The organism is Streptococcus oralis subsp. dentisani (assembly GCF_002860905.1).
Lineage (GTDB): Bacteria > Bacillota > Bacilli > Lactobacillales > Streptococcaceae > Streptococcus > Streptococcus oralis_BA.
The window spans coordinates 1-23,685 of record NZ_PKIG01000003.1 but is presented as its reverse complement, the minus strand read 5'-3'; the positions used below and the strand labels follow the sequence as shown (position 1 = coordinate 23,685).

At 42.5% G+C, this 23,685-nt stretch carries 20 protein-coding genes, 11 tRNA genes, 3 pseudogenes and 2 other annotated features (1 of these 36 only partly in view); of the genes and pseudogenes, 6 read left to right on the top strand and 28 right to left on the bottom strand.

The window, feature by feature from the left end; translation table 11 throughout:
- Window positions 1-28, bottom strand: a binding site (T-box leader) (it extends 204 nt beyond the left edge of the window).
- Between the two features lie 175 nt (window positions 29-203).
- Window positions 204-434 (bottom strand) — a binding site (T-box leader).
- Window positions 435-468: 34 nt separating this feature from the next.
- The 6 genes from CYK16_RS05620 to CYK16_RS05595 all read right to left on the bottom strand — a co-directional run bounded on the left by CYK16_RS05620 (window position 469) and on the right by CYK16_RS05595 (window position 7,183).
- The gene (locus CYK16_RS05620) at window positions 469-1,698 is read right to left on the bottom strand and encodes a DegT/DnrJ/EryC1/StrS family aminotransferase (RefSeq protein WP_180948747.1); all 1,230 of its coding nucleotides are present in this window, start codon (window positions 1,696-1,698) and stop codon (window positions 469-471) included.
- 42 nt (window positions 1,699-1,740) lie between these two features.
- Window positions 1,741-2,433, bottom strand: coding sequence for a sugar transferase (locus CYK16_RS05615; RefSeq protein WP_101776763.1), 693 nt, complete (start codon window positions 2,431-2,433; stop codon window positions 1,741-1,743).
- Window positions 2,434-2,563: 130 nt separating this feature from the next.
- On the bottom strand, window positions 2,564-4,306 hold the full coding sequence (locus tag CYK16_RS05610; RefSeq protein WP_101776762.1) for an ABC transporter ATP-binding protein: 1,743 nt from the start codon (window positions 4,304-4,306) through the stop codon (window positions 2,564-2,566).
- Window positions 4,296-6,041, bottom strand: a complete 1,746-nt coding sequence (locus tag CYK16_RS05605; RefSeq protein WP_101776761.1) for an ABC transporter ATP-binding protein — start codon at window positions 6,039-6,041, stop codon at window positions 4,296-4,298. Before CYK16_RS05605 ends, CYK16_RS05610 begins: the two co-directional genes overlap by 11 nt.
- Before the next feature lie 54 nt (window positions 6,042-6,095).
- Complete coding sequence (locus CYK16_RS05600; protein WP_000174447.1) at window positions 6,096-6,731, bottom strand: DUF421 domain-containing protein; 636 nt, start codon at window positions 6,729-6,731, stop codon at window positions 6,096-6,098.
- Window positions 6,728-7,183, bottom strand: coding sequence for a DUF3290 family protein (locus CYK16_RS05595; protein WP_000675328.1), 456 nt, complete (start codon window positions 7,181-7,183; stop codon window positions 6,728-6,730). The genes CYK16_RS05600 and CYK16_RS05595 overlap by 4 nt, the downstream gene beginning before the upstream one ends.
- 133 nt (window positions 7,184-7,316) lie before the next feature.
- Here CYK16_RS05595 and CYK16_RS05590 point away from each other — a divergent pair, with 133 nt between their 5' ends.
- The 3 genes and pseudogenes from CYK16_RS05590 to CYK16_RS05585 all read left to right on the top strand — a co-directional run.
- Window positions 7,317-8,144, top strand: coding sequence for an exodeoxyribonuclease III (locus CYK16_RS05590; RefSeq protein WP_101776760.1), 828 nt, complete (start codon window positions 7,317-7,319; stop codon window positions 8,142-8,144).
- Between the two features lie 11 nt (window positions 8,145-8,155).
- Window positions 8,156-8,230: pseudogene (locus CYK16_RS10890) on the top strand (bleomycin resistance protein); the annotation flags it as partial.
- A pseudogene (locus CYK16_RS05585) lies at window positions 8,226-9,170 on the top strand (solute carrier family 23 protein); the annotation flags it as partial. The pseudogenes CYK16_RS10890 and CYK16_RS05585, both read left to right, overlap by 5 nt.
- A 29-nt stretch (window positions 9,171-9,199) precedes the next feature.
- Here CYK16_RS05585 and CYK16_RS05580 read toward each other — a convergent pair.
- The 3 genes from CYK16_RS05580 to CYK16_RS05570 all read right to left on the bottom strand — a co-directional run bounded on the left by CYK16_RS05580 (window position 9,200) and on the right by CYK16_RS05570 (window position 12,352).
- Entirely contained in the window at window positions 9,200-9,604 is a 405-nt protein-coding gene (locus tag CYK16_RS05580; protein WP_000651223.1) for a PaaI family thioesterase, read from the bottom strand.
- 69 nt (window positions 9,605-9,673) lie between these two features.
- A complete protein-coding gene (locus CYK16_RS05575) occupies window positions 9,674-11,155 on the bottom strand; it encodes a UDP-glucose--hexose-1-phosphate uridylyltransferase (protein WP_101776758.1) in 1,482 nt (493 codons plus the stop codon).
- An 18-nt stretch (window positions 11,156-11,173) separates the two neighbouring features.
- Window positions 11,174-12,352, bottom strand: coding sequence for a galactokinase (locus tag CYK16_RS05570; RefSeq protein WP_060805820.1), 1,179 nt, complete (start codon window positions 12,350-12,352; stop codon window positions 11,174-11,176).
- Window positions 12,353-12,517: 165 nt separating this feature from the next.
- Between CYK16_RS05570 and galR the strand changes: the two genes are divergently transcribed.
- Window positions 12,518-13,519: a DNA-binding transcriptional regulator GalR gene (gene galR, locus CYK16_RS05565; protein ID WP_004259105.1), complete on the top strand. Its 1,002-nt coding sequence runs from the start codon at window positions 12,518-12,520 to the stop codon at window positions 13,517-13,519.
- Window positions 13,520-13,586: 67 nt separating this feature from the next.
- Here galR and CYK16_RS05560 read toward each other — a convergent pair whose 3' ends face one another.
- From CYK16_RS05560 to CYK16_RS05550, 3 genes are all read right to left on the bottom strand, one after another.
- Window positions 13,587-14,624: a zinc-binding dehydrogenase gene (locus CYK16_RS05560; RefSeq protein ID WP_004259103.1), complete on the bottom strand. Its 1,038-nt coding sequence runs from the start codon at window positions 14,622-14,624 to the stop codon at window positions 13,587-13,589.
- Window positions 14,625-14,978 (bottom strand): stress response transcriptional regulator NmlR, encoded by a 354-nt coding sequence (gene nmlR / locus CYK16_RS05555; RefSeq protein ID WP_001022624.1) that lies wholly within the window; start codon window positions 14,976-14,978, stop codon window positions 14,625-14,627.
- Between the two features lie 333 nt (window positions 14,979-15,311).
- Complete coding sequence (locus tag CYK16_RS05550) at window positions 15,312-16,202, bottom strand: cation diffusion facilitator family transporter (protein ID WP_000645152.1); 891 nt, start codon at window positions 16,200-16,202, stop codon at window positions 15,312-15,314.
- Between the two features lie 132 nt (window positions 16,203-16,334).
- On the opposite strand from CYK16_RS05550, the gene CYK16_RS05545 reads away from it, so the two are divergent.
- Window positions 16,335-16,871, top strand: a complete 537-nt coding sequence (locus CYK16_RS05545) for a TetR/AcrR family transcriptional regulator (RefSeq protein ID WP_000207362.1) — start codon at window positions 16,335-16,337, stop codon at window positions 16,869-16,871.
- A 138-nt stretch (window positions 16,872-17,009) separates the two neighbouring features.
- Here CYK16_RS05545 and CYK16_RS05540 read toward each other — a convergent pair whose 3' ends face one another.
- The 5 genes and pseudogenes from CYK16_RS05540 to CYK16_RS05520 form a co-directional block, all read right to left on the bottom strand.
- A complete protein-coding gene (locus tag CYK16_RS05540; RefSeq protein ID WP_101776757.1) occupies window positions 17,010-18,530 on the bottom strand; it encodes an ABC transporter permease/substrate-binding protein in 1,521 nt (506 codons plus the stop codon).
- Entirely contained in the window at window positions 18,523-19,251 is a 729-nt protein-coding gene (locus CYK16_RS05535) for an ATP-binding cassette domain-containing protein (RefSeq protein WP_101776756.1), read from the bottom strand. The genes CYK16_RS05540 and CYK16_RS05535 overlap by 8 nt, the downstream gene beginning before the upstream one ends.
- Before the next feature lie 14 nt (window positions 19,252-19,265).
- Window positions 19,266-19,457 (bottom strand): annotated as a pseudogene (locus tag CYK16_RS05530) (nuclear transport factor 2 family protein); the annotation flags it as partial.
- Between the two features lie 34 nt (window positions 19,458-19,491).
- A complete protein-coding gene (locus CYK16_RS05525) occupies window positions 19,492-19,935 on the bottom strand; it encodes a MarR family winged helix-turn-helix transcriptional regulator (protein ID WP_101776755.1) in 444 nt (147 codons plus the stop codon).
- A gap of 144 nt (window positions 19,936-20,079) precedes the next feature.
- On the bottom strand, window positions 20,080-21,273 hold the full coding sequence (locus CYK16_RS05520; protein ID WP_023946034.1) for an O-antigen ligase family protein: 1,194 nt from the start codon (window positions 21,271-21,273) through the stop codon (window positions 20,080-20,082).
- A gap of 281 nt (window positions 21,274-21,554) precedes the next feature.
- Here CYK16_RS05520 and birA point away from each other — a divergent pair, with 281 nt between their 5' ends.
- A complete protein-coding gene (gene birA / locus CYK16_RS05515; RefSeq protein WP_101776754.1) occupies window positions 21,555-22,490 on the top strand; it encodes a bifunctional biotin--[acetyl-CoA-carboxylase] ligase/biotin operon repressor BirA in 936 nt (311 codons plus the stop codon).
- A 183-nt stretch (window positions 22,491-22,673) separates the two neighbouring features.
- Here birA and CYK16_RS05510 read toward each other — a convergent pair.
- From CYK16_RS05510 to CYK16_RS05460, 11 genes are all read right to left on the bottom strand, one after another.
- A tRNA-Ser gene (locus tag CYK16_RS05510) sits at window positions 22,674-22,761 on the bottom strand.
- Window positions 22,762-22,767: 6 nt separating this feature from the next.
- Window positions 22,768-22,841 (bottom strand) — tRNA-Ile (locus CYK16_RS05505).
- Window positions 22,842-22,875: 34 nt separating this feature from the next.
- A tRNA-Gly gene (locus tag CYK16_RS05500) sits at window positions 22,876-22,946 on the bottom strand.
- Window positions 22,947-22,966: 20 nt separating this feature from the next.
- Window positions 22,967-23,039: transfer RNA gene (locus CYK16_RS05495), tRNA-Phe, on the bottom strand.
- A gap of 3 nt (window positions 23,040-23,042) precedes the next feature.
- Window positions 23,043-23,116 (bottom strand) — tRNA-Met (locus tag CYK16_RS05490).
- A gap of 10 nt (window positions 23,117-23,126) precedes the next feature.
- Window positions 23,127-23,216: transfer RNA gene (locus tag CYK16_RS05485), tRNA-Ser, on the bottom strand.
- A gap of 12 nt (window positions 23,217-23,228) precedes the next feature.
- Window positions 23,229-23,302 (bottom strand) — tRNA-Ile (locus CYK16_RS05480).
- A gap of 13 nt (window positions 23,303-23,315) precedes the next feature.
- Window positions 23,316-23,389, bottom strand: a tRNA-Met gene (locus CYK16_RS05475).
- Window positions 23,390-23,394: 5 nt separating this feature from the next.
- A tRNA-Pro gene (locus tag CYK16_RS05470) sits at window positions 23,395-23,468 on the bottom strand.
- Between the two features lie 15 nt (window positions 23,469-23,483).
- Window positions 23,484-23,557, bottom strand: a tRNA-Arg gene (locus CYK16_RS05465).
- 11 nt (window positions 23,558-23,568) lie between these two features.
- Window positions 23,569-23,654, bottom strand: a tRNA-Leu gene (locus tag CYK16_RS05460).
- Between the last annotated feature and the right edge of the window lie 31 nt (window positions 23,655-23,685).

Below are 23,685 nucleotides of genomic sequence, written 5' to 3'. Positions count from 1 at the left end.
CTGTAATTTTTCCATCTATTACTTTTTAGCTTCTAGGTAGTCTGCAATCGCAGCTACGTCCTTGTCTCCACGACCAGAGACATTGATAATGAGATTTTCATTTCGGTATACCTTTAATAGCTTTTTTCCTTGATAGTTGGAATATTTCCACTTTCTATCGCTATCATGTTACGAAAAAAGCCCACACACAGAATATACTTCCGTGTGAGGGCGTTGGTAACGCGGTGCCACCTCAATTATAAAGGGACTATCCCCTTTACATCTCTGCCTTGTCTAACAACAAGTTGCACTGTAAGGTGTGCGCACCGAATTTTCATTGTTTCAAATTCATTTTTAAAATCAGCCCACTTTCACTACTCCCAACCACCTGTTCACAATCACCACAGGCTCCCTGAAGATCAAAAATAGTTACTTTTCTGATTTGTTGAATTTATTTTAATACTTTGTTTTTTCTTTGTCAAGACTTTTTTACAATTTTTTTGATGAAGCTAGTACTTTTTCAGAAACTGTTTTGAAAGTCTCAATGATATAGTCCACTTCTTCATCGCTTAGTTTAGTATGAAGAGGGAGCGTGATTTCATTTTCAAAGAAGGCATAAGCCTTAGGATAATTCGCCATATCAAAGCCAAGATTCTTATAGGCTGTCAAGAGCGGAAGTGGTTTGTAGTGGACGTTACTTGCAATTCCTGCTTTGGCCAATTCTTGGATGATAAGATTACGTTCTTCTAAGCTTGCTCCTTCTACATGGGTGATGTAGAGGTGGCGTGAAGATTCTACAGTTTCAGTCTTGTGTGCCAATGGACGGATGCGAGAACCTGCAAAACCACGATTATAGCGGTCCACAATGTCCTTACGACGTTGTAACAAACTTGGATAGCGGTCCAACTGTACCAAACCAAGGGAAGCCATGATATCAGTCATATTGCACTTGTAGGCTGGTGTGACGATATCGTATTCCCAAGAGCCCAGTTGCATCTTAGCAAGAGCATCCTTAGTTTGTCCGTGAAGGGAAAGAATTTGGAATTCCTTGTACATTTCTTCGTCATCAATCGCTGGATTGGTTTTCCAAGTGGCACTTCCACCTTCTGCCGTTGTAAAGTTCTTAACAGCATGGAATGAGAAGGATGTGAAGTCAGCGATAGAACCAGCCGGTTGACCCTTGTAAGTTGATCCCAAAGCGTGAGCACTGTCAGAGACAATCACAATACGGTTAAAGGCCTTTTGCCACTTGCTTGAAGCAGTAAAGAGATCACGTTTTTTCTCCACAACTTGGAACAAACGGTCGTAGTCGCAAACAATCCCTGCAAGCTCTACTGGGATGATCACCTTAGTTTTCTCAGTGATAGCTTGCTCCAGCAAGTCATAATCCATCTCAAAAGTATCTGCTTGAATATCCACCATGACAGGGGTCGCTCCTACGTGAGTGATGACACTACATGAAGCTGTATAAGTCATAGCTGGAACGATGACTTCATCTCCAGGACCCACTTCCAAAACACGCAAAATCAACTCAAGCGCGGCAGTTGCAGAGTTAAGACAGACAGTCTTAGGCGTCTGTGTATATTGAGACAAGCGGCGCTCTAGTTCTTTTGTCTTAGGACCTGTTGTGATCCAACCAGAACGCAGGGTATCCGCTACTTCAGCAATTTCTGCTTCCGTAATATCGGGTGGTGAAAATGGAATATTGTAATTTGGCATTGATTTGCTCCTTTTATCTGTACTCATTCTCTCATGACTACTTTATTTTAGCACTTCAAAAACGGTTTGAAACATGATTTTGATGTCTCCAAGGAAACTAAACTCTCGGAGATAGTCGAGGTTATAGCGCATCTTTTCAGGAAGGACGTGTTCGACATAGGCTTGGTCAACTGACAGGCCTTTTTCGGTCATTTGACTGATAATAGTGTCCTCATCCTTATAGTTGATACTAGCCGGAGAGGTAATCCCTGCTGGCAAAAGCAAGGTTGCCATCATTTCAGGGCTATACTGTTCTGTGTAGCGTGGCACTTCAGGTCGTGTACCGACAAAGGACATTTCGCCTTTAAGGACATTGACCAGCTGAGGCAGTTCGTCCAAACGCACACGGCGGATGAAATTGCCAACCTTGGTAATGCGACTATCGTTAGCAGAAGTCACCAAACTTCCTTTTTTGTCCGCATCCGTCACCATGGTACGGAACTTCCAAATCTTGAACCGACGGTTATACTGGGTCACGCGCTCTTGCTTGTAAATCACTGGCCCCTTGCTATCCAACTTGATCCAAATGCTCAAAATGAGAAAGATGGGAGAGGTCAGAACCAGTACAACCAAGGCCAAAACCCAGTCCAAACAACGCTTGAAAATCAGCGAACCCTTCCTTTTAGAGACAAGCTGGTAGTAAGACTCAACCTCGCTTGATTTCATTTCCACGGGCAAGTCTTCCCATTTCAGCATGCTGTTTCTCCTTTGTTTTTATTATACTATTTGTCAACATTTTTCATTATACCACAAAATGGAAAAGGCGGTGAAAGAAATCTGTAATTTGAAGGATTTCCTTCTTACACTCAATGAAAATCAAAGAGTATTAGGACATGGCCCCTGCCTGCAAACTATACATCTTGTGATAGGTTCCTCCCAGAGCCAAGAGTTCCTCATGAGTGCCACTCTCGATAATGCGCCCCTTGTCCAAAACATAGATACAGTTGGCGTCTTGGATAGTAGAAAGACGGTGGGCAATGGCAATGGTTGTTCGTCCCTGTCTCATCTTAGCTAGTGAAGCTTGAACCAGACTTTCTGTTTCAGAGTCAATATTGGCTGTCGCTTCATCCAAAATCAGAATTTTAGGCTGACTGGCGACTGTTCTGGCAAAGGCAAGAAGCTGACGCTGACCAGTAGAGAAGCTCGAACCACGCTCAGAAACAGGGGAATCATAACCCTGAGGAAGTTCTTGAATAAAGGAATCTGCATCCACGAATGCTGCTGCAGCCTGGACCTGGTCATCACTGATCTCTTGGTACATGGCGATATTGGACTTAATGGTTCCATGATAGAGGAAGGGTTCCTGCAAGACCAGGCCAATATTTTTTCTCAGTTCTTCCTGACTGTAGTTCCTAATATCCACATCATCCAAGAGAACTAGGCCTGACTGAAATTCATAAAAGCGCATGAGGACATTGATAATAGACGATTTTCCAGAACCTGTATGACCCACAAAGGCAATGGTTTCACCCTTCTTAACAGAAAAAGAAATATCATCCAGAATCGGGTGCTTGCCATCATATGAGAAACATACATGTTCAAACCGAATATTGCCTTCTGTGACCTCAGTCTGCCCATCTTCTTGAAGGGGCTCATAGGTCCTCTCATCGATCAAGGCAAAGACACGGCCTGCAGAAACCACAGAGGTTTGAAGAGTTGAAAAGTTTTGCGTCACCTCAATCAAAGGGTCAAAGAGACGATTGATATACTGGATAAAGGCATACATGGTTCCAGCTGTTATTCCGATAGAAAGACCACGGTAGCCAAAATAGGCCATCAAGACAGCATAACCTAAGAGTTTCAGCAAACTCATGGCAGGACGCAAAAAGAGGGCATCCAAGGCTACAGAACGGTTGGCATAGACCAAGTGTTCTTGGTTGATTTCATCAAATTCTGCTTGCAGGCGCTTCTCTTGATTAAAGGCCTGGATAATCCTGATTCCTTCGATATTTTCAGCAAGCTTGCTATTGATATCAGACAAGAGACTTCTGGTTTTTTCAATGATTTTCACTGATTTTTTCCGATAGAGATTGACCAAAAGGAAAATCAAGGGGAGAAAGAGCAATACTAATGCTGTCAAACGAAAATCCAACACCAACATGGTATAAAGGGTTGTCAGAAAAATAAAAACTGCTGAGATAAAGCTGGACAAAATCCCTGAAAACATATCGCTGATGGTCTCGGTATCATTTGTCAAACGAGAGACGATAGAGCCTGCTGGCGTCTTGTCAAAATAGGACATGCCCAGTTTTTCCATATTGGCAAAGGCATCCCGACGAATATCTCTAACAATACTGTAGGACACCCGTGCAAAGAGAAGATTACCGACATACTGAACCATAGTTTGTAGGATATAAAGGCCATAGTAGACCAGCAAAACGGCCACAGCGAGTTGATTGAGATTGCTGAGATACTGGTCGATAAAGTGGGAAGCCACAAGGGGAATGACGCTTTTAATGACCGTAGTCGCTAGGAGAAAACTGAGTGCCAAAAAGGTCAGGAGTCCATAGGGCTTGAGATAGGACATCAAGCGCTTCAATACAGCCCATTGTTCTTGTTTATTCTGCATCTTCTTCTCCTTTCATTTCCAACTGCTGAGACTGGTAGGTCTGGGCATACCAGCCATCCATGGCTAGCAGGTCTTCATGCGGACCCCGTTCGATAATTTGACCATTTTGCAGAACTAAAATCAAATCTGCATGGACAACAGCACTGAGGCGATGGGCCGTGATGATGGTTGTCTTGTCCTTTCGCGTTTCCTTTAGATTGTCAATAATGGCATACTCTGTCTTGGCATCCACAGCTGACAAGGAATCATCTAAAATCAAAATATCAGGGTCTAAAATCATAGCCCGGCTCATGGCCAAACGTTGCTTTTGACCACCAGAAAGACTGACTCCTTTTTCACCAATCAGCGTATCAAATCCCTGAGGCATGGCTACAATATCTTGATAAACTTGGGCTAACTTCGTTGCCTCCTCGACCGCTGAAAGGGGCAAGTTAGGATTGCCAAAGCGGATATTATCTAAAATCGAAGTCGCAAAGAGAAACTGATCCTGAGGAACATAGCCCATGAGACTGCGAAGGTCTGTCAGACGATAGTCACGAATATTATGACCGTTTAGGTAAATAGCACCCTTATCCACATCATATTCACGCAAGAGGAGCTTGATCAAAGATGTTTTCCCAGAGCCTGTCTGCCCGACCAAGCCCAATGTTTGCCCTTTTTCTAAACTAAAGTGAACATTTGTCAGTGTTTCCTCATTTTCAAAGGCAAAGCTATCAATGGCATACTGCAAGCGCCCATTTTCAATGCCATCTAAAGGAAACTCAGGGTCTTGTACAGGTGATTCCTGAGACAACAATTCTTCAATCCGCTGGTAGGAAACCTTCCCTCGCTGAGTGATATTAAAGAGGAAACCAATAGCCATAAGAGGCCAAACCAGCATATCCAAATAGCTGATAAAGGTAACCAGATTTCCAACCGTAATCTGCCCTTTCTGAACCATCAAGGAGCCGACCAAGAGGGTTAAAACATAGGAGGAACCAACAAACAAGAGAACCATGGGGTCAAAGAGACTATCGTATTTCATGGTTTGAAGATTCTTTTGGAAGGTCAATTCATTGACTGCCTGAAAGGACCTCAACTCGTCTGCCTGATAACCGAAGGACTTGGTTACTTTGATACCTGATACAGACTCCTGCACCTTGTTATTGAGTTCAGAAAAGGCAGCTTGCGATTCGCCAAAAGCCTTGTGAGTCTTTCTGCCTAAACGACTAGTCGCATAAGCCATTAAAGGTAGGGGTAAAATGGCAACTAGAGTCATCTGCCAGGAAATGCTAAAGAGCATGGTCAGCAAAGTCACCAAAGCCGTGATAGAGGCATCAACCGCTGACATGACACCTCCACCTGCGAGACGAGTCAAGGCATTGATATCGTTGGTTGCGTGCGCCATCAGGTCCCCCGTCCGATAGGTCTGATAAAAGGCTGGAGACATTTTTGTGAAATGCTCAAACAAGCGAGACCGCATAATCTGTCCCAAACGGTAGGAAGTCCCAAGGATATACATACGCCAAACATAGCGCAGATAATACATTCCAAAGGCTGCAAGAAGCAAATAAAATAAGTCAAGAAGGAGGTCCTGCTGGGTTAATTGTCCCGATGTGATAGCATCAATGACTCGTCCCATTACCATGGGGGGAATGAGATTAAGGACGGAAACCAAGACCAGGGCCACAATTCCGACTAGATAACGGCGTTTTTCTAACTTGAAAAACCACCAAAGTTTTTGAATAATGGACATAAAATCCCTTTCTGATTGCAAATAGAAACCTGAGGCCAAGACCCCAGGTTTTTCTTATTCATAGGTTACGACTGTAACGGCACCCTTGTCATACTCAGCGATAAAGATATTAGCTACATTGTCATGTCCTTGCTTGTTGAGGTTATCAAGCAACCACTCTTCGCTACGACCAATCGATTCCAAAACATCTACTTGGATCACACCGTCAGTCACAACTGGATACTTAGGATTTTCATCTCCCATTTGGACCACGATGAGTTGGCCATTTTGCTCTTGCACAGCTCGTTTAACTTGCTTCATCTGGAAAATTCCTTGGCTACGAAGTTTGAGAGCAACATCTGCCGCAGACAAACCAACTGAACGACAGGCTTCTGGGTCAATCTGCCCATTTTTGATGAGCAGAGTCGGTTTACCATCAATCAAGCGTTTGACAAAACGAACATTGTTATTGAGCCATTTGAGGGTCAAGACCAAAATCGTCCACATCATCAAAATCACTGCATACTGGAGAATACTGATAGAACTATTGTAAATCACCCCACCAATGATACCACCGAGAACATAGTTCTGAATTTGGTCTGTAGCAGAGTTAGGTGCTAGATTCCCCTTTCCTGTCACATTGATAACAAAAACAAGCGAGAAAAGACCCAAGGCCAGTTTGATTAAAATTTCCATGTAGTTGAGTGTCATTTGTTTACCTCCACCAATTCAATAGCGTCTGTTTGATGCAATTCTAATTTCTCTAAAAGATACTTGTCTGGTTGGCTCCCGTTCATGGCACGATAGAAATTTGAACCTACCTTGATAAGTGCTCCATCAGTGGCAGCTGAAGTATTGACATAAACTTCTGATTTATCCACTCCCAAGTCTTTAGAAATGACCTCTATGAAATGAAGGGAAGTTTGAAATTGATTGTTAGAGGCTTGATTGGTCTGGTATTTTGAGATTGTTACCAAAAGCATGGCTACCAAAGTCAAGGCCAAAATCATGACCAATTCACGAAACTTAGTTCCCTTTTTATCACGATAAGCCTTAAAAGCAAAAAATCCTGTGATAGCTAGGAGCACAATCCCAAAGCCAATCATGATGCCATTTTGCTGACTGATTTGGCTAAGTACATAGTCATATGAGTAAAATTTCATTTATTTTCACTCCCTTTCATAAAATCATTCTTCATTATAAACGAAAGAGAGTGATTTTTCAAGCCATACGTTGGGGAAATAGACCTTTTTTTGGTATAATAAAATCTATAATCTGAATGAAAAAGGTAACTTTATGAAACTTATCTCATGGAATATTGATTCCCTCAATGCTGCCCTAACTAGTGACTCAGCTCGTGCCAAATTGTCCCAAGAAGTCCTACAAACCTTGGTCGCTGAAAATGCTGATATCATTGCTATCCAAGAAACCAAGCTTTCTGCTAAGGGTCCTACAAAGAAACACTTAGAAATTTTAGAAGAACTCTTCCCAGGCTACGAAAACACGTGGCGCTCTTCCCAAGAGCCTGCCCGTAAAGGCTATGCTGGAACCATGTTCCTCTATAAGAAAGAACTTACACCAACTATCAGCTTCCCAGAAATCGGTGCCCCTTCTACCATGGACTTGGAAGGTCGCATCATCACCTTAGAATTTGATGAATTTTTCGTGACCCAAGTTTACACTCCAAACGCTGGCGATGGCCTCAAACGCTTGGAAGAACGCCAGGTCTGGGATGTCAAATATGCGGAATATTTAGCTGAACTAGACAAAGAAAAGCCAGTCCTTGCGACCGGTGACTATAACGTAGCCCACAATGAGATTGACCTTGCAAATCCTGCTAGCAACCGCCGTTCACCAGGATTTACCGACGAGGAGCGTGCTGGATTTACCAACCTTTTAGCAACTGGATTTACGGATACCTTCCGCCACATTCACGGCGATGTTCCCGAACGCTACACTTGGTGGGCACAGCGCAGCAAGACTTCTAAAATCAACAATACAGGCTGGAGAATCGACTACTGGCTCACAAGTAACCGTCTCGCAGACAAGGTCACTAAATCTGATATGATTGACTCAGGTGCTCGCCAAGACCATACACCCATTGTCTTGGAGATTGAATTGTAAGGAGTTTCTTTATGGACTACAATGCAGTTATTCCCGAGTTTCTTGTATCGAATATGGAACAGTCCCGTTCCTTCTACTGTGATTTACGTAGTTCTTGTTTCAGGCATCTTCTCAAAAGTGGCCAATCTCTTCCCATCTATCGTAACAGGATCTGTTATTACAACAATTGGTTTAACCTTGATTCCTGTCGCTATTGGAAATATGGGAAATAACGTTCCAGAGCCAACTGGTCAAAGTCTCTTGCTTGCCGCTATTACTGTTCTGATTATCCTCTTGATTAACATCTTTACCAAAGGATTTATCAAGTCTATCTCCATTTTGATTGGTCTAGTTGTTGGAACAGCCATTGCTGCTAGCATGGGTTTGGTGGACTTCTCTCCTGTTACGGCAGCACCACTTGTCCATGTCCCAACTCCCCTCTACTTTGGAATGCCAACCTTTGAAATCTCATCGATTGTCATGATGTGTATCATCGCAACAGTGTCTATGGTTGAGTCGACTGGTGTTTATCTAGCCTTGTCTGATATCACAAAAGATCCAATCGACAGCACCCGCCTGCGCAACGGTTACCGCGCAGAAGGTTTGGCCGTACTTCTCGGAGGAATCTTTAACACCTTCCCTTACACAGGATTTTCACAAAACGTTGGTTTGGTTAAATTATCAGGTATCAAGACTCGCCTGCCAATCTACTACGCAGCTGGTTTCCTGGTTCTCCTTGGACTCCTTCCTAAGTTTGGCGCCCTTGCCCAAATCATTCCAAGCCCTGTCCTCGGTGGTGCCATGCTGGTAATGTTTGGTTTTGTATCGATTCAAGGGATGCAAATCCTCGCCCGTGTTGACTTTGCTAACAATGAACATAACTTTCTTATCGCAGCAGTTTCCATCGCTGCAGGTGTCGGACTCAACAACAGTAATCTATTTGTCAGCATGCCGACAGCCTTCCAAATGTTCTTCTCAAACGGAATCGTTGTAGCCAGCCTCCTCGCCATTGTCCTCAATGCCGTATTAAATCATAAAAAGAAATAAGAAAAAGAGGTGTACGCCTCTTTTTTATGTTATATCCTTACCTGTCTGTCTTCTGACCGTTGGCCTGTGACAAACATGGTAAATGTTGCCTTGCAGACATTTCTGCCTTCTTGATTGGTGATATCGACATCCACTACACAGGTTGTGCGACCTTGATGGACGCATTCTCCTTTAATGGTCAACACGTCGTCAAGTTTTCCTGCCTTGAGGTAGTTGATAGAGGATTGAAGTGTCACCCCATCAAGCCCCAGCGAGATAACCACCAAACCACTGATTTGGTCACAAAGGGTGAAGAGATAGCCACCATGGGCATTGCCATAGTAGTTGAGCGACGAGTCCACTACTTTGGTCGTCACCACAACGTGACCATCTCTCATTTGTTCTATTTCGTAATTTTCAAAGGCAGATATAGCGTCAAAATGAAAGTCTTTCATCGTTTCCTCCTGATATTTCAAACGACACTATGATACTACTTTTTATAGGACTGTGCAAGGAGAAAGCTCCTAGTCTGGCAAAATTCCGACCTGTTCCACAAAGCGCATAAAGGCTGTCTGTCCTTGTTCCGTCTGCTTGTAAACTCCAGCATCCTCCAGAACACGCGCAAAGATAATACCCACAGAGTCCTTGACGATTTCAAGGGCTTTTTCTTTATCCGCTAGGTCTGGATGTTGGACTTTAAGCTGCTCTGCCCATTTCTGATGATAGTCGGCAACTGTATCCCCATTTCCCACGAGATAGCTGGCGACTTGCTCTACTTCTGCTTTCAGACGTGGTGGCAAAATAGCCAAGCCCATGACCTCAATCAAGCCGATATTTTCCTTCTTGATATGTTGGACATCCTTGTGGGGATGATAGATGCCATCAGGATGCTCTGACGATGTCTGATTGTCTCGCAAGACCAAGTCCAACTCAAACTGGCCATCACGCTTACGTGCAATTGGGGTGATGGTATGATGCGGTGTCCCGTCTGTCTCTGCCAAAATCTGCACTACAGGATCTGAATACTGGCGCCATTCTTGCAAAATCTTATCAGCCAAGTTAACCAAAGCCTCTTTAGAATCCGAAGTCAAACGTAGGACAGACATGGGCCACTTGACAATCCCAGCCTTGACCTGCTCAAAACCAGCAAATCGGAAGGTCTTTTGCAAGGGAGCCAATTCCATAGGAAAGACATGACGGCCTCCCTGATAGTGATCATGAGTTAGAATAGAGCCTCCCACAATCGGCAAGTCGGCATTAGAGCCAGCAAAATATCCTGGAAACTGCTCTACGATAGCCAACAAACGCTCAAAACTCTGACGACTAATGACCATGGGACGATGCTGGCCATCTAAAAAGATACAGTGCTCATTAAAGTAAGCATAGGGCGAATACTGGAATCCCCACTCCTGACCCGCCATTTCAAAACGTATAATACGGTGGTTGCTGCGAGCTGGGTGGTTAACTCGACCAAGGTAGCCCTCATTCTCTAGACAAAGCTGACACTGAGGATAATTACTAGCTTGCACCAACTTGGCTGCCGCAATCTCTTTCGGATCCTTCTCAGGCTTAGAGAGGTTGATGGTAATTTCAAGCTCTCCGTAATCAGATTGAACACGATAAGCGATATTTTTAGCAATAGCCTTGAGTTTGATGTAGTCATTCTTCTGACTGAGTTGGTAGAAATTCGCTATCGCTTGCTCAGGAGATTGGGCATAGGTTGCCCAGAAGTCACGATTGACCTGACTTGGACAAGGAGTTACCAAGTTCATCAGTTCAGCACCGAGAATCTCACGCGCAGTCTGACTATCCTCAATCGTCTCTAATCGAACGGCTTCCTCAACCAACTGGTCTTTGAGGTCAATCAATTTATCTAGACCAGTCTCAACTTCCAAAACACCATCTCCCACTCGTGCCAAGACACGATTGGTCAGGTAGATTCGATCCATTTCCTCAAATGAACTTTCAGCAATAACGTGTGTTACAAATTTATCTACTAAGGTCACTATAGAGCCTCCTTTTAACTAGTCAAGGACGCGAGTGCCACCTGCAACTTCAGCGATATAGAAGCTTGGAGCGTAGCCAACTACTTCCTCGTAGTGTTTGCCAACAGCTTCCTTAAAGGCATCAACAGTGTCTTTTTGCACCAAGGCAATGGCACATCCGCCAAAACCTGCCCCTGTCATCCGAGCACCGAGAACTCCTTCTTGATCCCAAGCTGTGTGAACAAGAGTATCCAATTCCAAACCAGTTACTTCATAGTCATGCTCTAGGGAAACGTGTGACGCATTCATCAAACGACCAAATGTTTCCAAATCTCCTGCTTGAAGGGCTACTTGGGCTTTGAGAGTACGTTGGTTTTCAAGCACAGCATGGCGAGCACGTTTCAAACGATTTTCATCTTTAATCAGATAACTGTATTGGTCAAAGGCCCACTCGTCCAATTCACCCAAGGTCTGAATATCTAAGGCAACTTGCAATTCTTCCACCGCTTTTTCACACTCAGCACGACGTTCATTGTATTTAGAGTCCGCCAATTCACGGCGTTTATTGGTGATCATAATAACAACGACATTGTCCTTCAAATCAAGTGGCACCAAGTCATACTCTAAAGTGTTAGTATCTAAGTAAATAGCACGTTGGTCCGCTCCCATTCCGATAGCAAACTGGTCCATGATACCAGAATTGACTCCGATAAAGTTATTTTCTGTTTGTTTGCCGATTTTAACCAAATCGAGACGCTCTAATTTTAAATCAAAGAGATGCTCTGCCACGACTCCTGTCAAAAGTTCCAAGGATGCTGAAGAAGACAAGCCAGCACCATTTGGAATATTCCCATAAACATAAAAATCAAAACCTTTGTCAATCACGTGCCCAGCTTCTTGCAAGAAATGAAGAACTCCTTTTGGATAATTGGTCCAGTTGTGCTCTTTTTCAAACTTGAGATCCGCTAAAGGCACTTCGATAATGCCCTTTTCCTCAAAGTTAGCTGAGTAGAAACGTAAAATTTGGTCGTCACGCTTACGAGCTGCACCGTAAGTTCCCAAGGAAATAGCAGCAGGAAAAACGTGCCCACCGTTGTAGTCTGTGTGCTCACCAATCAAATTGATACGACCTGGTGAAAAGAATGTTTGGTCTGCTTCTTGACCAAAAACAGCAAAAAAATCTTTGCGAAGAGTTTCAGCAGTAAGATGTTGTGTCATATGAATTCTCCTTTTACTGTCCGTTAAGTCACCTTAACGTGTAATCGTTTTCTTCTATTGTATCCAAGGGATTTCCCAAGGTCAATCCTTTTTACTAAAATTTTACTAAACTGTCAGTAAAAAAGCAGAAAAATATGATATACTAACCTTAAAGAAGGAGGATTTATGGCTACCTTAAAAGACATTGCACAGCTAGCCTCTGTCTCTATCGCGACCGTATCCCGTGTCCTCAACCGCGACCAGAGCCTATCTGTTACAGAAGAAACGAGACACCGTATTTTAACCGTTGCTGAAGAGCTGGGCTACACTAAGCATCTCAAGACAGGCGAGTCCCACAAGCCCAAGCAAAAGATTGCCATTATCCAATGGGTCAGCGAACAAGGGGAGCTGGACGACCTCTACTACTACCAGATTCGCCTAGGCATAGAAAAAAGAGCCCAAGAGTTGGACTACGATATCTTGCGCTATTTTAATGACCATCCTTTTACCCTAAGCGAGGAAGTAATTGGGATTCTCTGCATCGGAAAATTTAGCCGAGCTCAGATTTCTGCCTTTGAAGAATACCAAAAGCCTCTTGTATTTCTAGACAGCGATACACTTTCCCTGGGACATACCTGCATTATCACAGACTTTTACACTGCCATGAAACAGGTTGTCGATTATTTTCTCAGCCAAGGGATGGACCGCATCGGGATTCTAACAGGCCTTGAAGAAACAACCGACCAAGAAGAAATCATTGAGGATAAGCGACTGGAAAATTTTAGAAACTACAGTCAAGCAAAGGGAATCTATCATGATGAACTGGTCTTTCAAGGAAGCTTTACTGCCCAGTCTGGCTATGACTTGATGAAGGAGGCTATTCAGAGTTTGGGAGACCAACTGCCACCAGCATTTTTTGCAGCTAGCGATAGTTTAGCTATCGGTGCCCTCCGTGCCCTCCAAGAAGCTGGAATCAACCTGCCAGACCGCGTCAGTCTTATTTCCTTTAACGACACCAGCCTGACCAAGCAAGTCTATCCTCCCCTCTCCAGCATCACCGTCTATACCGAAGAAATGGGCAGAGCAGGCATGGATATTCTTAATAAAGAAGTACTCCACGGTCGCAAAATCCCTAGCCTGACCATGCTGGGAACCAGACTGACTCTGAGAGAGAGTACTCTGCCATAACTCCACAAATTAAAAATGACAAAAAATCCTAATAGAGAGTCTCAAATCTCCATTAGGATTTTCTTTTTTAGGCCATCACAATCATAGACTTAATGGTCTTACGTTCATCCATATCTTTATAAGCTTGATCAATATCTTCTAATTTATAGCTTGAAGTAAAGACACGGCCTGGATTGATATCACCATCAAGGACGGCTTTTAGTAAAAATTGCTTATCATATGTTGTCGCAGAAGCTGCCCCACCTGCTACAGAGATATTTTGCATAAATGTCGAACCAAGAGCACGATTATTATAGTGTGGGACTCCTACAAATCCCATACGCCCTCCATTATGAAGGACACCTAGCGCCTGTTCTACAGCAGCCTCCGTACCAACACATTCAAGTGCTGCGTCCGCTCCGCCACTGAGAATTTCACGCACCTTGGCAATACCTTCTTGACCTCGCTCAGCTACAAAAGCTGTCGCACCCGACTCCAGAGCCATCTTTTGACGATCTTCATGACGACTCATGAGGATAATTTGCGACGCACCACGCATCTTCGCCGCGATGACAGCACATTGACCTACAGCACCATCACCAATGACCACAACCTTATCCCCTTTTTGAACATTAGCAACACGCGCCGCATGATAGCCTGTTGGCATAACATCTGCAAGAGTCAAGAGGGACTTTAGCATACCTTCTGTGTAGTCAGAAGGTTGTCCAGGGATTTTAACCAGCGCCCAGTTTGCATAGTGAAAACGAATATATTCCGCCTGAAAATCGCCTCCCAAGTTATTACCAATATGATTATCGCAAGAACCGTCAAAGCCAGCAAGACAGGCATCACATTCACCACATCCATGGGTAAAAGGGACAATGACAAAGTCACCTGGTTTCACCGTCGTAATGGATTCCCCAGTTTCTTCGACAATCCCAATCGCTTCGTGTCCACTATTTTTGTGTCCAGCTTTCGTTTCTGGATTACGGTACCTCCATAGATCCGATCCGCAAACGCACGCACGAACTACACGAATAATCGCATCATCTGCGTCTATAATTTGCGGACGTTCAATTGTAGCAAGACCAACCTGACCTGCCTTTGTATATACTGCTGATTTCATTTAAATTTTTCCTTCCTTGTAAAGTTTAATTTTGAGATTTAAGCGATTTAAAGCCACCTGTAACTGAGACAAGCGCTCCTCTAATTTTTTCTTTTCCTCTTCTAAAATACCAAGCCTTTTCTCTCGCGTTTCATCCCCCTTTTGGTAGAGAGACATATAGTCAACTAAACTATCTACAGAGACACCTGCCGAACGAAAACACTTAATAAATTCCAGAGCTTCAATATCATGATCTTGAAAATCACGAATTCCAGTTGCAGTTCGAGTAATCGGTGGCACAAGACCAACCCGTTCATAGTACCGAATCGTATCCGCTGAAATTCCCAACAAGTCACTAGCAGATTTAATATTCATACACTAACCTCCTCTCATTCACTGAATTTAAGCTATTCTAACTCACTTATCTTATTATATAATTTTGAGTTGACTCCAAGTCAAGCATTTTGCGTCTAATCGAAAAATTTTTTATCATTATCAGTTCTCTTATTAGCATACCTTTTCATCAATCAAAGAAAGAGGTTGGGGAAAGCGTCTTTCAAATATGATACCAAAGAAACTGGAAAAAAAGTCTTTAAAAGCAAAAAGCGCATAGTATCAGACATTGAAAACCCTTGATACTATACGTTTTTTTGTATGAAGATTTACTTCATTTTCTCTTGAAATTGAGTTTTGTCTCAGCCGCTTTTTCTAGTGTTGATGCCCATGGGATTGCCCTAAGGCTGTTACCTTTCGCTTATGTTGCGCATGATTGCTTTGACTGGTGTCCACTTCGATAGTAATATTCTGCACACCTCTTTCTTCTAAGAGCTGACGTACTTGATTCTTTGTTTCCGTCATCTCCTCCCAATCCTCTAAACAGATATGGATAATAGCATTATTTTCTAGACCATCCATGGACCAAATGCTAAGTTGATTGACACTTTTGACATTGGTCAGAGCCTCCAAATCCTTCTCCAAATCACCTGTCTCTAGTCCTTCTGGCACAGCATCCAGGAAAATCTTGAGTGCGCTCCAAAATCGAGGAATAGCTTTTGTTAGAATGAAGATGGAAATGACAAGCGATAAGAGCGGATCAAGGATATACCAATCTGTAAATCGGAGGATAATCGCCATTAGAATGACAGCCAACCAACCTAGAGTATCTTCCAAAAAGTGCAGGCTCAGAATTGACTCGTTCTTTGTCTTTCCCTTACGAACTACTAGACTAGCTAGCACATTGATACTGACTGCAATGATTCCTAGCCAGAGGACGCCTTCGTCATTAACGGGCTGTGGATTCAAAAGTTTAGTTATATTTTCCAAGATCACTAGAATGGATCCTGTGATAAGAATCACAGCAGTCACTAGGGCCCCTAAAAGACTAAATCGCTTGTAACCCAAGGTGTATTGCCTATCTTCTTCTCTATTTGAGATTGTTTCTAAAAAGGCCGATATGCCGATTGCTATAGCATCTCCCAAGTCATGGATAGAATCAGCAAGAACAGCACTTGAACCGAAGATTCCTCCTGCGATAAACTCAACAATAGCATAGCTTAAATTTAAGAAAAAAGCTACCCAAACAGTATATTTTGCCTTCATCTTTCTCATTCCTTTGTTATAATAGATTTATGAATACCTTGTTCATTATCATTATCCACTAAAACTCAAAGAAAGGATAGAAGCAAAACGTCAGCTTTATTCATTTCTGAACAATTTGCCTCAAGTGTCCATATGACTACCATTGACCGCCGTATCAGCAAAACAAAAAAAGCCATCTATCAAGCTTTTCTACAACTTTTAAACGATAAGGGTTACGAAGCCACTACAGTTCAGGATATCATTGATCTCGCAGATGTGGGACGATCCACCTTTTACTGTCACTATGAGAGTAAGGAACTACTTCTGGACGCGCTTTGCCGCCACCTCTTCCATCATCTCTTTGAAAGAGAGCAACCCATTTCAACTGAGGACTACCTCGCCCACCTCTTTCTCCATTTTCAGAAAAACCAAGACCATATCACCAGTTTACTATTCTCCAAGAATGACTACTTCCTCCGTCAACTCCGGAGAGAGCTGGAGCACCACGTCTATCCCATGCTAACTGATGAGTTTAAAGAAGCACACCCAAGTCTGCCTGCTTCTTACCTCCAACACTTAGTCGTGTCCAACTTTATCGAGACATTGACCTGGTGGCTCAAAAAAGGACAAGACTTTACAGACCAAGAAGTTGTGCAGTTTTATCTAGACCTTCTCATTCCTAAAAATTGAATACAGATTAAAGCTCGGTTGCCTTATTTCTAGGCTACTGAGTTTTTTATCTTTTCAATAATCAAAAAAGCCCAGACGAAATTGTCTGAGCATTCTTCTATATAGTCGTTTAAGTAAGTTGAGCTTACGATTCTCAAGCTATTTCTTCAACAAACCTTGTTCTTGTAGAAACTCCTTGGCTACTTGTTCTGCTGACTTGCCTTCAATACCGACTTGGTAGTTGAGCTGGCTCATCTGGTTTTCAGTAATTTTACCAGCCAATTTATTGAGAACTGTTTCCAACTCTGGATGTTTCTTGAGAAGAGCTTCTTTCATTAGTGGAGCCCCTTGATAAGGTGGGAAGAGTTGTTTGTCATCTTCCAAGACCTGCAAATCATAACGCGCCAACTCTGCATCGGTTGAATAGGCGTCCGTTATTTGAATATCTCCTGACTGAATTGCCTGATAGCGAAGAGCTGGTTCCATGGTTGCTACATTGAGATTGAGACCATACATTGATTGTAAGCCCTTATTTCCATCTTCACGGTCATTAAATTCGAGTGTAAATCCAGCCTTCAACTGCCCTTCCACTTTTTTCAAGTCCGAAATGGTCTTCAAGCCATATTCTTGAGCAATCTTTTTTGGAACAGCTACAGCATAGGTATTTTGATAAGACATGGGTTTGAGATAGGCTAGATGATCCTGTTTGGCAATACCATCACGCGCCACCTGATAAACCTGCTCTGGCTCATGACTCACTTTAGGTGATGGTTGCAGCAAACTTTCAGTCACCGTACCAGTAAATTCAGGATAGATGTCAATATCGCCTTTTTTCAAAGCTTCATAAAGAAAGCTTGTTTTCCCAAAATTCGGTTTAACAGTCGCAGTCATGCTGGTATTTTCTTCAATAAGGAGTTTATACATATTGGCCAAAATTTCTGGTTCCGGTCCCAATTTCCCAGCAATAACCAAGTTTTCTTTCTCTTTTTGAGCCAAAAGAGCTGGACTATAAGACAAACCAAGCAATATGGTCACCAAGGCAAAACCAGAGAAAATCGTCCGCAATTTTGCCTTTTCCATCACTTTTAGTAGGAAGTTAAAGGCAATGGCAAGCACTGCGGAAGAAAGTGCCCCAATCAAAATCAGACTGGCATTATTACGGTCAATTCCCAAAAGGATAAAGGAACCCAGTCCCCCTGCACCAATCAAGGCCGCCAAGGTTGCCGTACCGATAATCAAGACCGCTGCCGTCCGAATCCCAGACATCATAACAGGCATAGCAAGTGGAATTTCAAACTTCTTGAGACGCTCCCACCTAGTCATCCCAAAGGCAATCCCAGCCTCTTGTAGACTTGGATCAATTCCCTTGAGTCCAGTGATGGTATTTTGTAAAATCGGAAAGATCGCATAAATCACTAGAGCTGTCAAAGCCGGCAAGGTTCCAATTCCCATCAAGGGAATAAAGAGCCCTAACAAGGCCAGAGACGGGATGGTCTGGAAAATCCCTGCAATCTGTAAGACCCAATCCGCTAACTTCTCATGATATCGAAGATAAACAGCCAAGGGAATCGCTATAAAGATGGCCAGCAACAAGGTCAAAAGTGACAACTGCAAATGTTGAGATAGAGCTGTCAACCAATCACTAAAACGATCCTGAAAAGTTGCAATTAAATTAGTCATGTACACTACCTCCAAACAAGTCTGCTACAAATTCTGTGGCAGGAGCTTTTAAAATAGTCTCGGGATTCGCCACCTGGCGAATCTCTCCATCCTGCAAGACAGCAATACGGTCCGCCAATTTCAGAGCTTCATCCGTATCATGGGTCACAAAAATCGTTGTCATCCCAAACTCTTTATGCAATTCTTTAGTCAGAACCTGCAACTGTTTGCGAGAAATAGCATCCAAGGCTGAAAAAGGTTCATCCATGAGGAGAATCTTAGGCTGACCAATCATAGCACGAACAATACCGACCCGTTGCTGTTCTCCACCAGATAATTCACTAGGCAAACGATGCCCATACTCAGCTACTGGTAAACCAACCTTTGCCAAAAGCTCTTCTGTTTTCTGAGCAATTTCTTCCTTAGTCCAGCCCTTCATCTCAGGAATCAGGGCAATATTTTCCGCGACCGTTAGATTAGGAAAGAGAGCAATAGCCTGTAAAACATAACCAGTAGAAAGACGAAGTTCACGCTCATCATAGTCTTTGATACGCTTGCTATCCATATAAATATTTCCATCAGTTGGTTCCAAAAGACGGTTAATCATCTTGATCATGGTCGTCTTACCGGATCCAGAAGGTCCAACTAAAACCATAAATTCCCCATTCTCAATCTGTAAATTGACATCTCTCAAGACATCTTTTTCTGTGTAACGTAAAGCTACATTTTTGTATTCAATCATTCTTTGTCCTCAATTTAAAACTTTCCTCGGTTGGTCAAGTCTTCGACCTTAGGCATAACTTCCTTATTGTCCCAATGTTCCACAATTTTCCTATTTTCTAGATGGAAGATATCGCACTGAGCATAGGCAACTCCACCAATCTGAGTCTGACCATAGCTAACCACATAGTTTCCTTGTCCTAAGAGTTGGAAAACAAAGTCAAAAGTGGTCTTTACTTATAAACAGCTAATTTGCTCCATTTTAATCCTCATTTGCCTTCTCTTTCAGATTAGCCAAAATTCTTTCTTGAAAGGCTTCAAACTGATGAATTTCTTCCTCGGTGAATCCTTTGTAAAAAATCGTATCCAATTTCTGACTGACACGATGCCCCACTTCTTTCTGAGACTGCCCCAACTCTGTTAAAACCAAATACTTCTTACGCTTATCTTCCCCACATGGACTAATAGTTACAAGATTTTGTTCCTCTAGTTTTTTAATCATCGTCGTCAGTGTATTGTTAGCAAGCCCAGTCGCAAGAGCAATATCTGTCGCAGTTGCGCAGCCAGTTTCACTATTCCATAAAACCGCTAAAATCTTCCCCTGTTCACTCCGATAAAGAGCTTCAGGATCTTGGCTCAGTAACCTTTGAAAAATACGCCCATTCAACAAACGAATATGATGGGCTAGCAAATGACTATCTTTCATAACACCTCCAATTTATTTCGATATCGAAAAGAATAAAACAATTGTAACACTCATCGTTCCAACTGTCAACTATTTCGATTTGGAAATAATTTTTCCCAGTAAAAAAATCTCCTACCCAAGGTAGAAGATTGTAATCTTATAAACTTAATCCGTCATGTCCGATACCAAGGTTCGATGCTCTAATGGAATACTGCACATAACTAACAAGAAAATGAAACCAGACTGAATCCAGAAGAGGGCCAGATCAAAAATTCCGTGCACAGCAACCACTGTAAGGAAAGATAGATAAAGACCGATAATCGGACGTTTCCCCGACTCCTGACTCATATCCATCATCAAGCGAACAGGAGCAACCGATGACAAAACTAATAAAATAGTCCCCACAATTCCGTAACTCAGAATCGTATCGATATATAGACTGTGAGCATGTTCATGATAAGGAGCATTTATCCGAGGATATGAGTGCATATAAGTCAATGGCCCTTCACCCCAAAAAGGATTTTGCTTAAACAAGGCCATACCAGCATCCCAGATAGAAATACGTTCTTCCATAGAAGAGTCTAAAGTCCCCATTCGAACTCCCAAATCACTAGAAAAGAGGAAACTCAAGCCAATCGCAAAGACCCCAATACTAAGCCAAAATGCCTTCCAGTTTTTAATGGTCGTAAAGAGATAAATGATTGCTCCAGCGATAATAGCAGGAAAGGCCGTTCGATTTTGAGTAAAGTTCAAACCAAAGAGATTCACAAAGCCTGCAATCACACAGAATACTTTCAACCAATTCAACTTGGTCGTTGTAAACAGATAGAAGGCAATCATGATACAGAAACAACAAATGATTCCATAATAATTAGGATTAAAGAAGGTCACTTCTGCTCTATTCTGATGCCAGACCTGCATATTGGGTGAAAGAAAAGCATAATTGAATTTCTTCACAATTTGGAAATGTTCTAAACTCGCAAAAGCAGCTGACAATACGCTACCAAACAAGACGAGCTGCAAAATCAAGCGAAAGAATTTATGTGATAAAATCGACTGATAATGCAAAAAGAAAACAGTAAATAGAAAAATTCCTACTGAAGCCACAAGACCCATCCAATTTTGTGCAAAAACGGATATAACAGTACTATAGCCAAGAAAAAGAAGCAGCATCGGATGCTCCCCCATTTTCTGAAGAATACTTTTCATGTCCCCTGTAAAAATTAAACTGATAATATATAAACAGAATACAACTACAAAAAGATAAAAGGGTAAAAAGATACTCAGGATAATTCCCAATAAAATTAGCTCTTTACTAGACAACCCTTTCAGCTTTTCAATAAAGCCTATTGATTTCAAAACGAATCCTTTCTCTCCAAATCAGTTGATTCAGATAATAGTAAGCTATCCTATATTGTACCATTTTTTTAGCAATTTGAAAACAAAGGAAACGCTTCCCTAGGTAAAAAATCGAGCAAAATACTGAGATTTCACAACTCAAGCTTAATGACTAGATTCACTCCAAAAAATCGTGCCGAAAATAGTAGGTATATGTTAAAATAGTAGTAATATAATAAAGATTTGACCAACTATCCAAACTATATTTAAATAACTTACAATTCCTAAAGAAAGGAACCCCTATGAAATCCTACCAAGCCGTCTACCAAATTCTAGCTAAAGAAACCGACTATATCAGCGGAGAAAAGATTGCAGAAGAACTATCACTGACCCGAACATCAATTTGGAAAGCCATCAAGCGTTTAGAACAAGAAGGCATTGAAATTGATAGTATCAAAAACAAAGGCTATAAACTGGTGAATGGGGATCTTATTCTTCCGGAACTTCTAGAACAAAATCTTCTAATTAAAATCAGTTTTAAATCCGAAACAAGATCAACACAACTCGATGCAAAAGAAGCAATTGATTTAGGGAATGAAGCAAACACTCTCTATCTAGCTTCCTATCAAACAGCTGGACGAGGCCGTTTTCAACGTTCTTTCTACTCCCCCCAAGGTGGCATTTATATGACACTCCATCTTAAACCCAACCTCCCCTATGACCAATTACCATCCTACACTCTGCTTGTAGCTGGAGCTATCTACAAAGCCATTAAGAACCTAACTTTAATAGATGTCGACATAAAATGGGTCAATGATATCTACCTCAAAAATCATAAAATTGGAGGAATCCTTACTGAGGCAATGACGTCTGTAGAAACAGGCCTAGTCACAGATATCATTATTGGAGTAGGAATCAACTTTACTATTAATGATTTCCCACAAGAATTAAAAGAAAAAGCTGCTAGTTTATTTAATGTACCAGCACCTATAACAAGAAATGAATTAATCATAGAGATCTGGCGTGCTTTCTTCGAAACACCTGCAGAAGAGCTATTATACCTATACAAAAAACAGTCCTTCGTTCTAGGAAAAGAAGTGACTTTTACACTAGATCAAAAAGACTACAAAGGACTTGCTAAAGATATCTCAGAAAATGGCAAACTTTTAGTTCAATGTGATAACGGAAAAGAAATCTGGCTCAATAGCGGAGAAATTTCACTCAAGAGTTGGAAGTAGTAATAAACAAGCACAACCATAAAATCAACAATATATAAAAATTTAGTATTTCTTCAGCCCTATACAGTTGACAAAGAGCGCAAAAAACTTCAGATAAGTAATCCAATTAAGTTTTACAAATCTGAAGTTTTTATTCTACTATTCTTAAAAATACAAAAAAAGAGTTATAAACTCTCAATAAAACGGAGAATAAGGGATTCGAACCCTTGCGCCAGTTACCCGACCTAACGATTTAGCAAACCGTCCTCTTCAGCCTCTTGAGTAATTCTCCTATTAATGGGCACGAGTGGACTCGAACCACCGACCTCACGCTTATCAGGCGTGCGCTCTAACCACCTGAGCTACGCGCCCAAGTTAAAAACTTGGTAATTTGAACAAAGTTCAAAGCGGGTGACGAGAATCGAACTCGCGACAACAGCTTGGAAGGCTGTAGTTTTACCACTAAACTACACCCGCATACATACTATAAGTAAAAATGGCGCGAGACGGAATCGAACCGCCGACACATGGAGCTTCAATCCATTGCTCTACCAACTGAGCTACCGAGCCTTATTGCGGGAGCAGGATTTGAACCTACGACCTTCGGGTTATGAGCCCGACGAGCTACCGAGCTGCTCCATCCCGCGTTAATACAAAAGGAGGATGTGGGATTCGAACCCACGCACGCTTTTACACGCCTGACGGTTTTCAAGACCGTTCCCTTCAGCCGGACTTGGGTAATCCTCCATACTATTCAAATGGACCTTGTAGGACTTGAACCTACGACCACTCGGTTATGAGCCGAGAGCTCTAACCAGCTGAGCTAAAGGTCCAACAAGATCATTATAGCGGCGAAGGGGATCGAACCCCCGACCTCCCGGGTATGAACCGGACGCTCTAGCCAGCTGAGCTACACCGCCATATATCGGGAAGACAGGATTCGAACCTGCGACACCTTGGTCCCAAACCAAGTACTCTACCAAGCTGAGCTACTTCCCGAGTTAAATAGAAAAATGCACCCTAGAGGAGTCGAACCTCTAACCGCCTGATTCGTAGTCAGGTACTCTATCCAGTTGAGCTAAGGGTGCTCATTATATTATGCCGAGGACCGGAATCGAACCGGTACGATCGTTACCAATCGCAGGATTTTAAGTCCTGTGCGTCTGCCAGTTCCGCCACCCCGGCCTCTCTAAGCGAACGACGGGATTCGAACCCG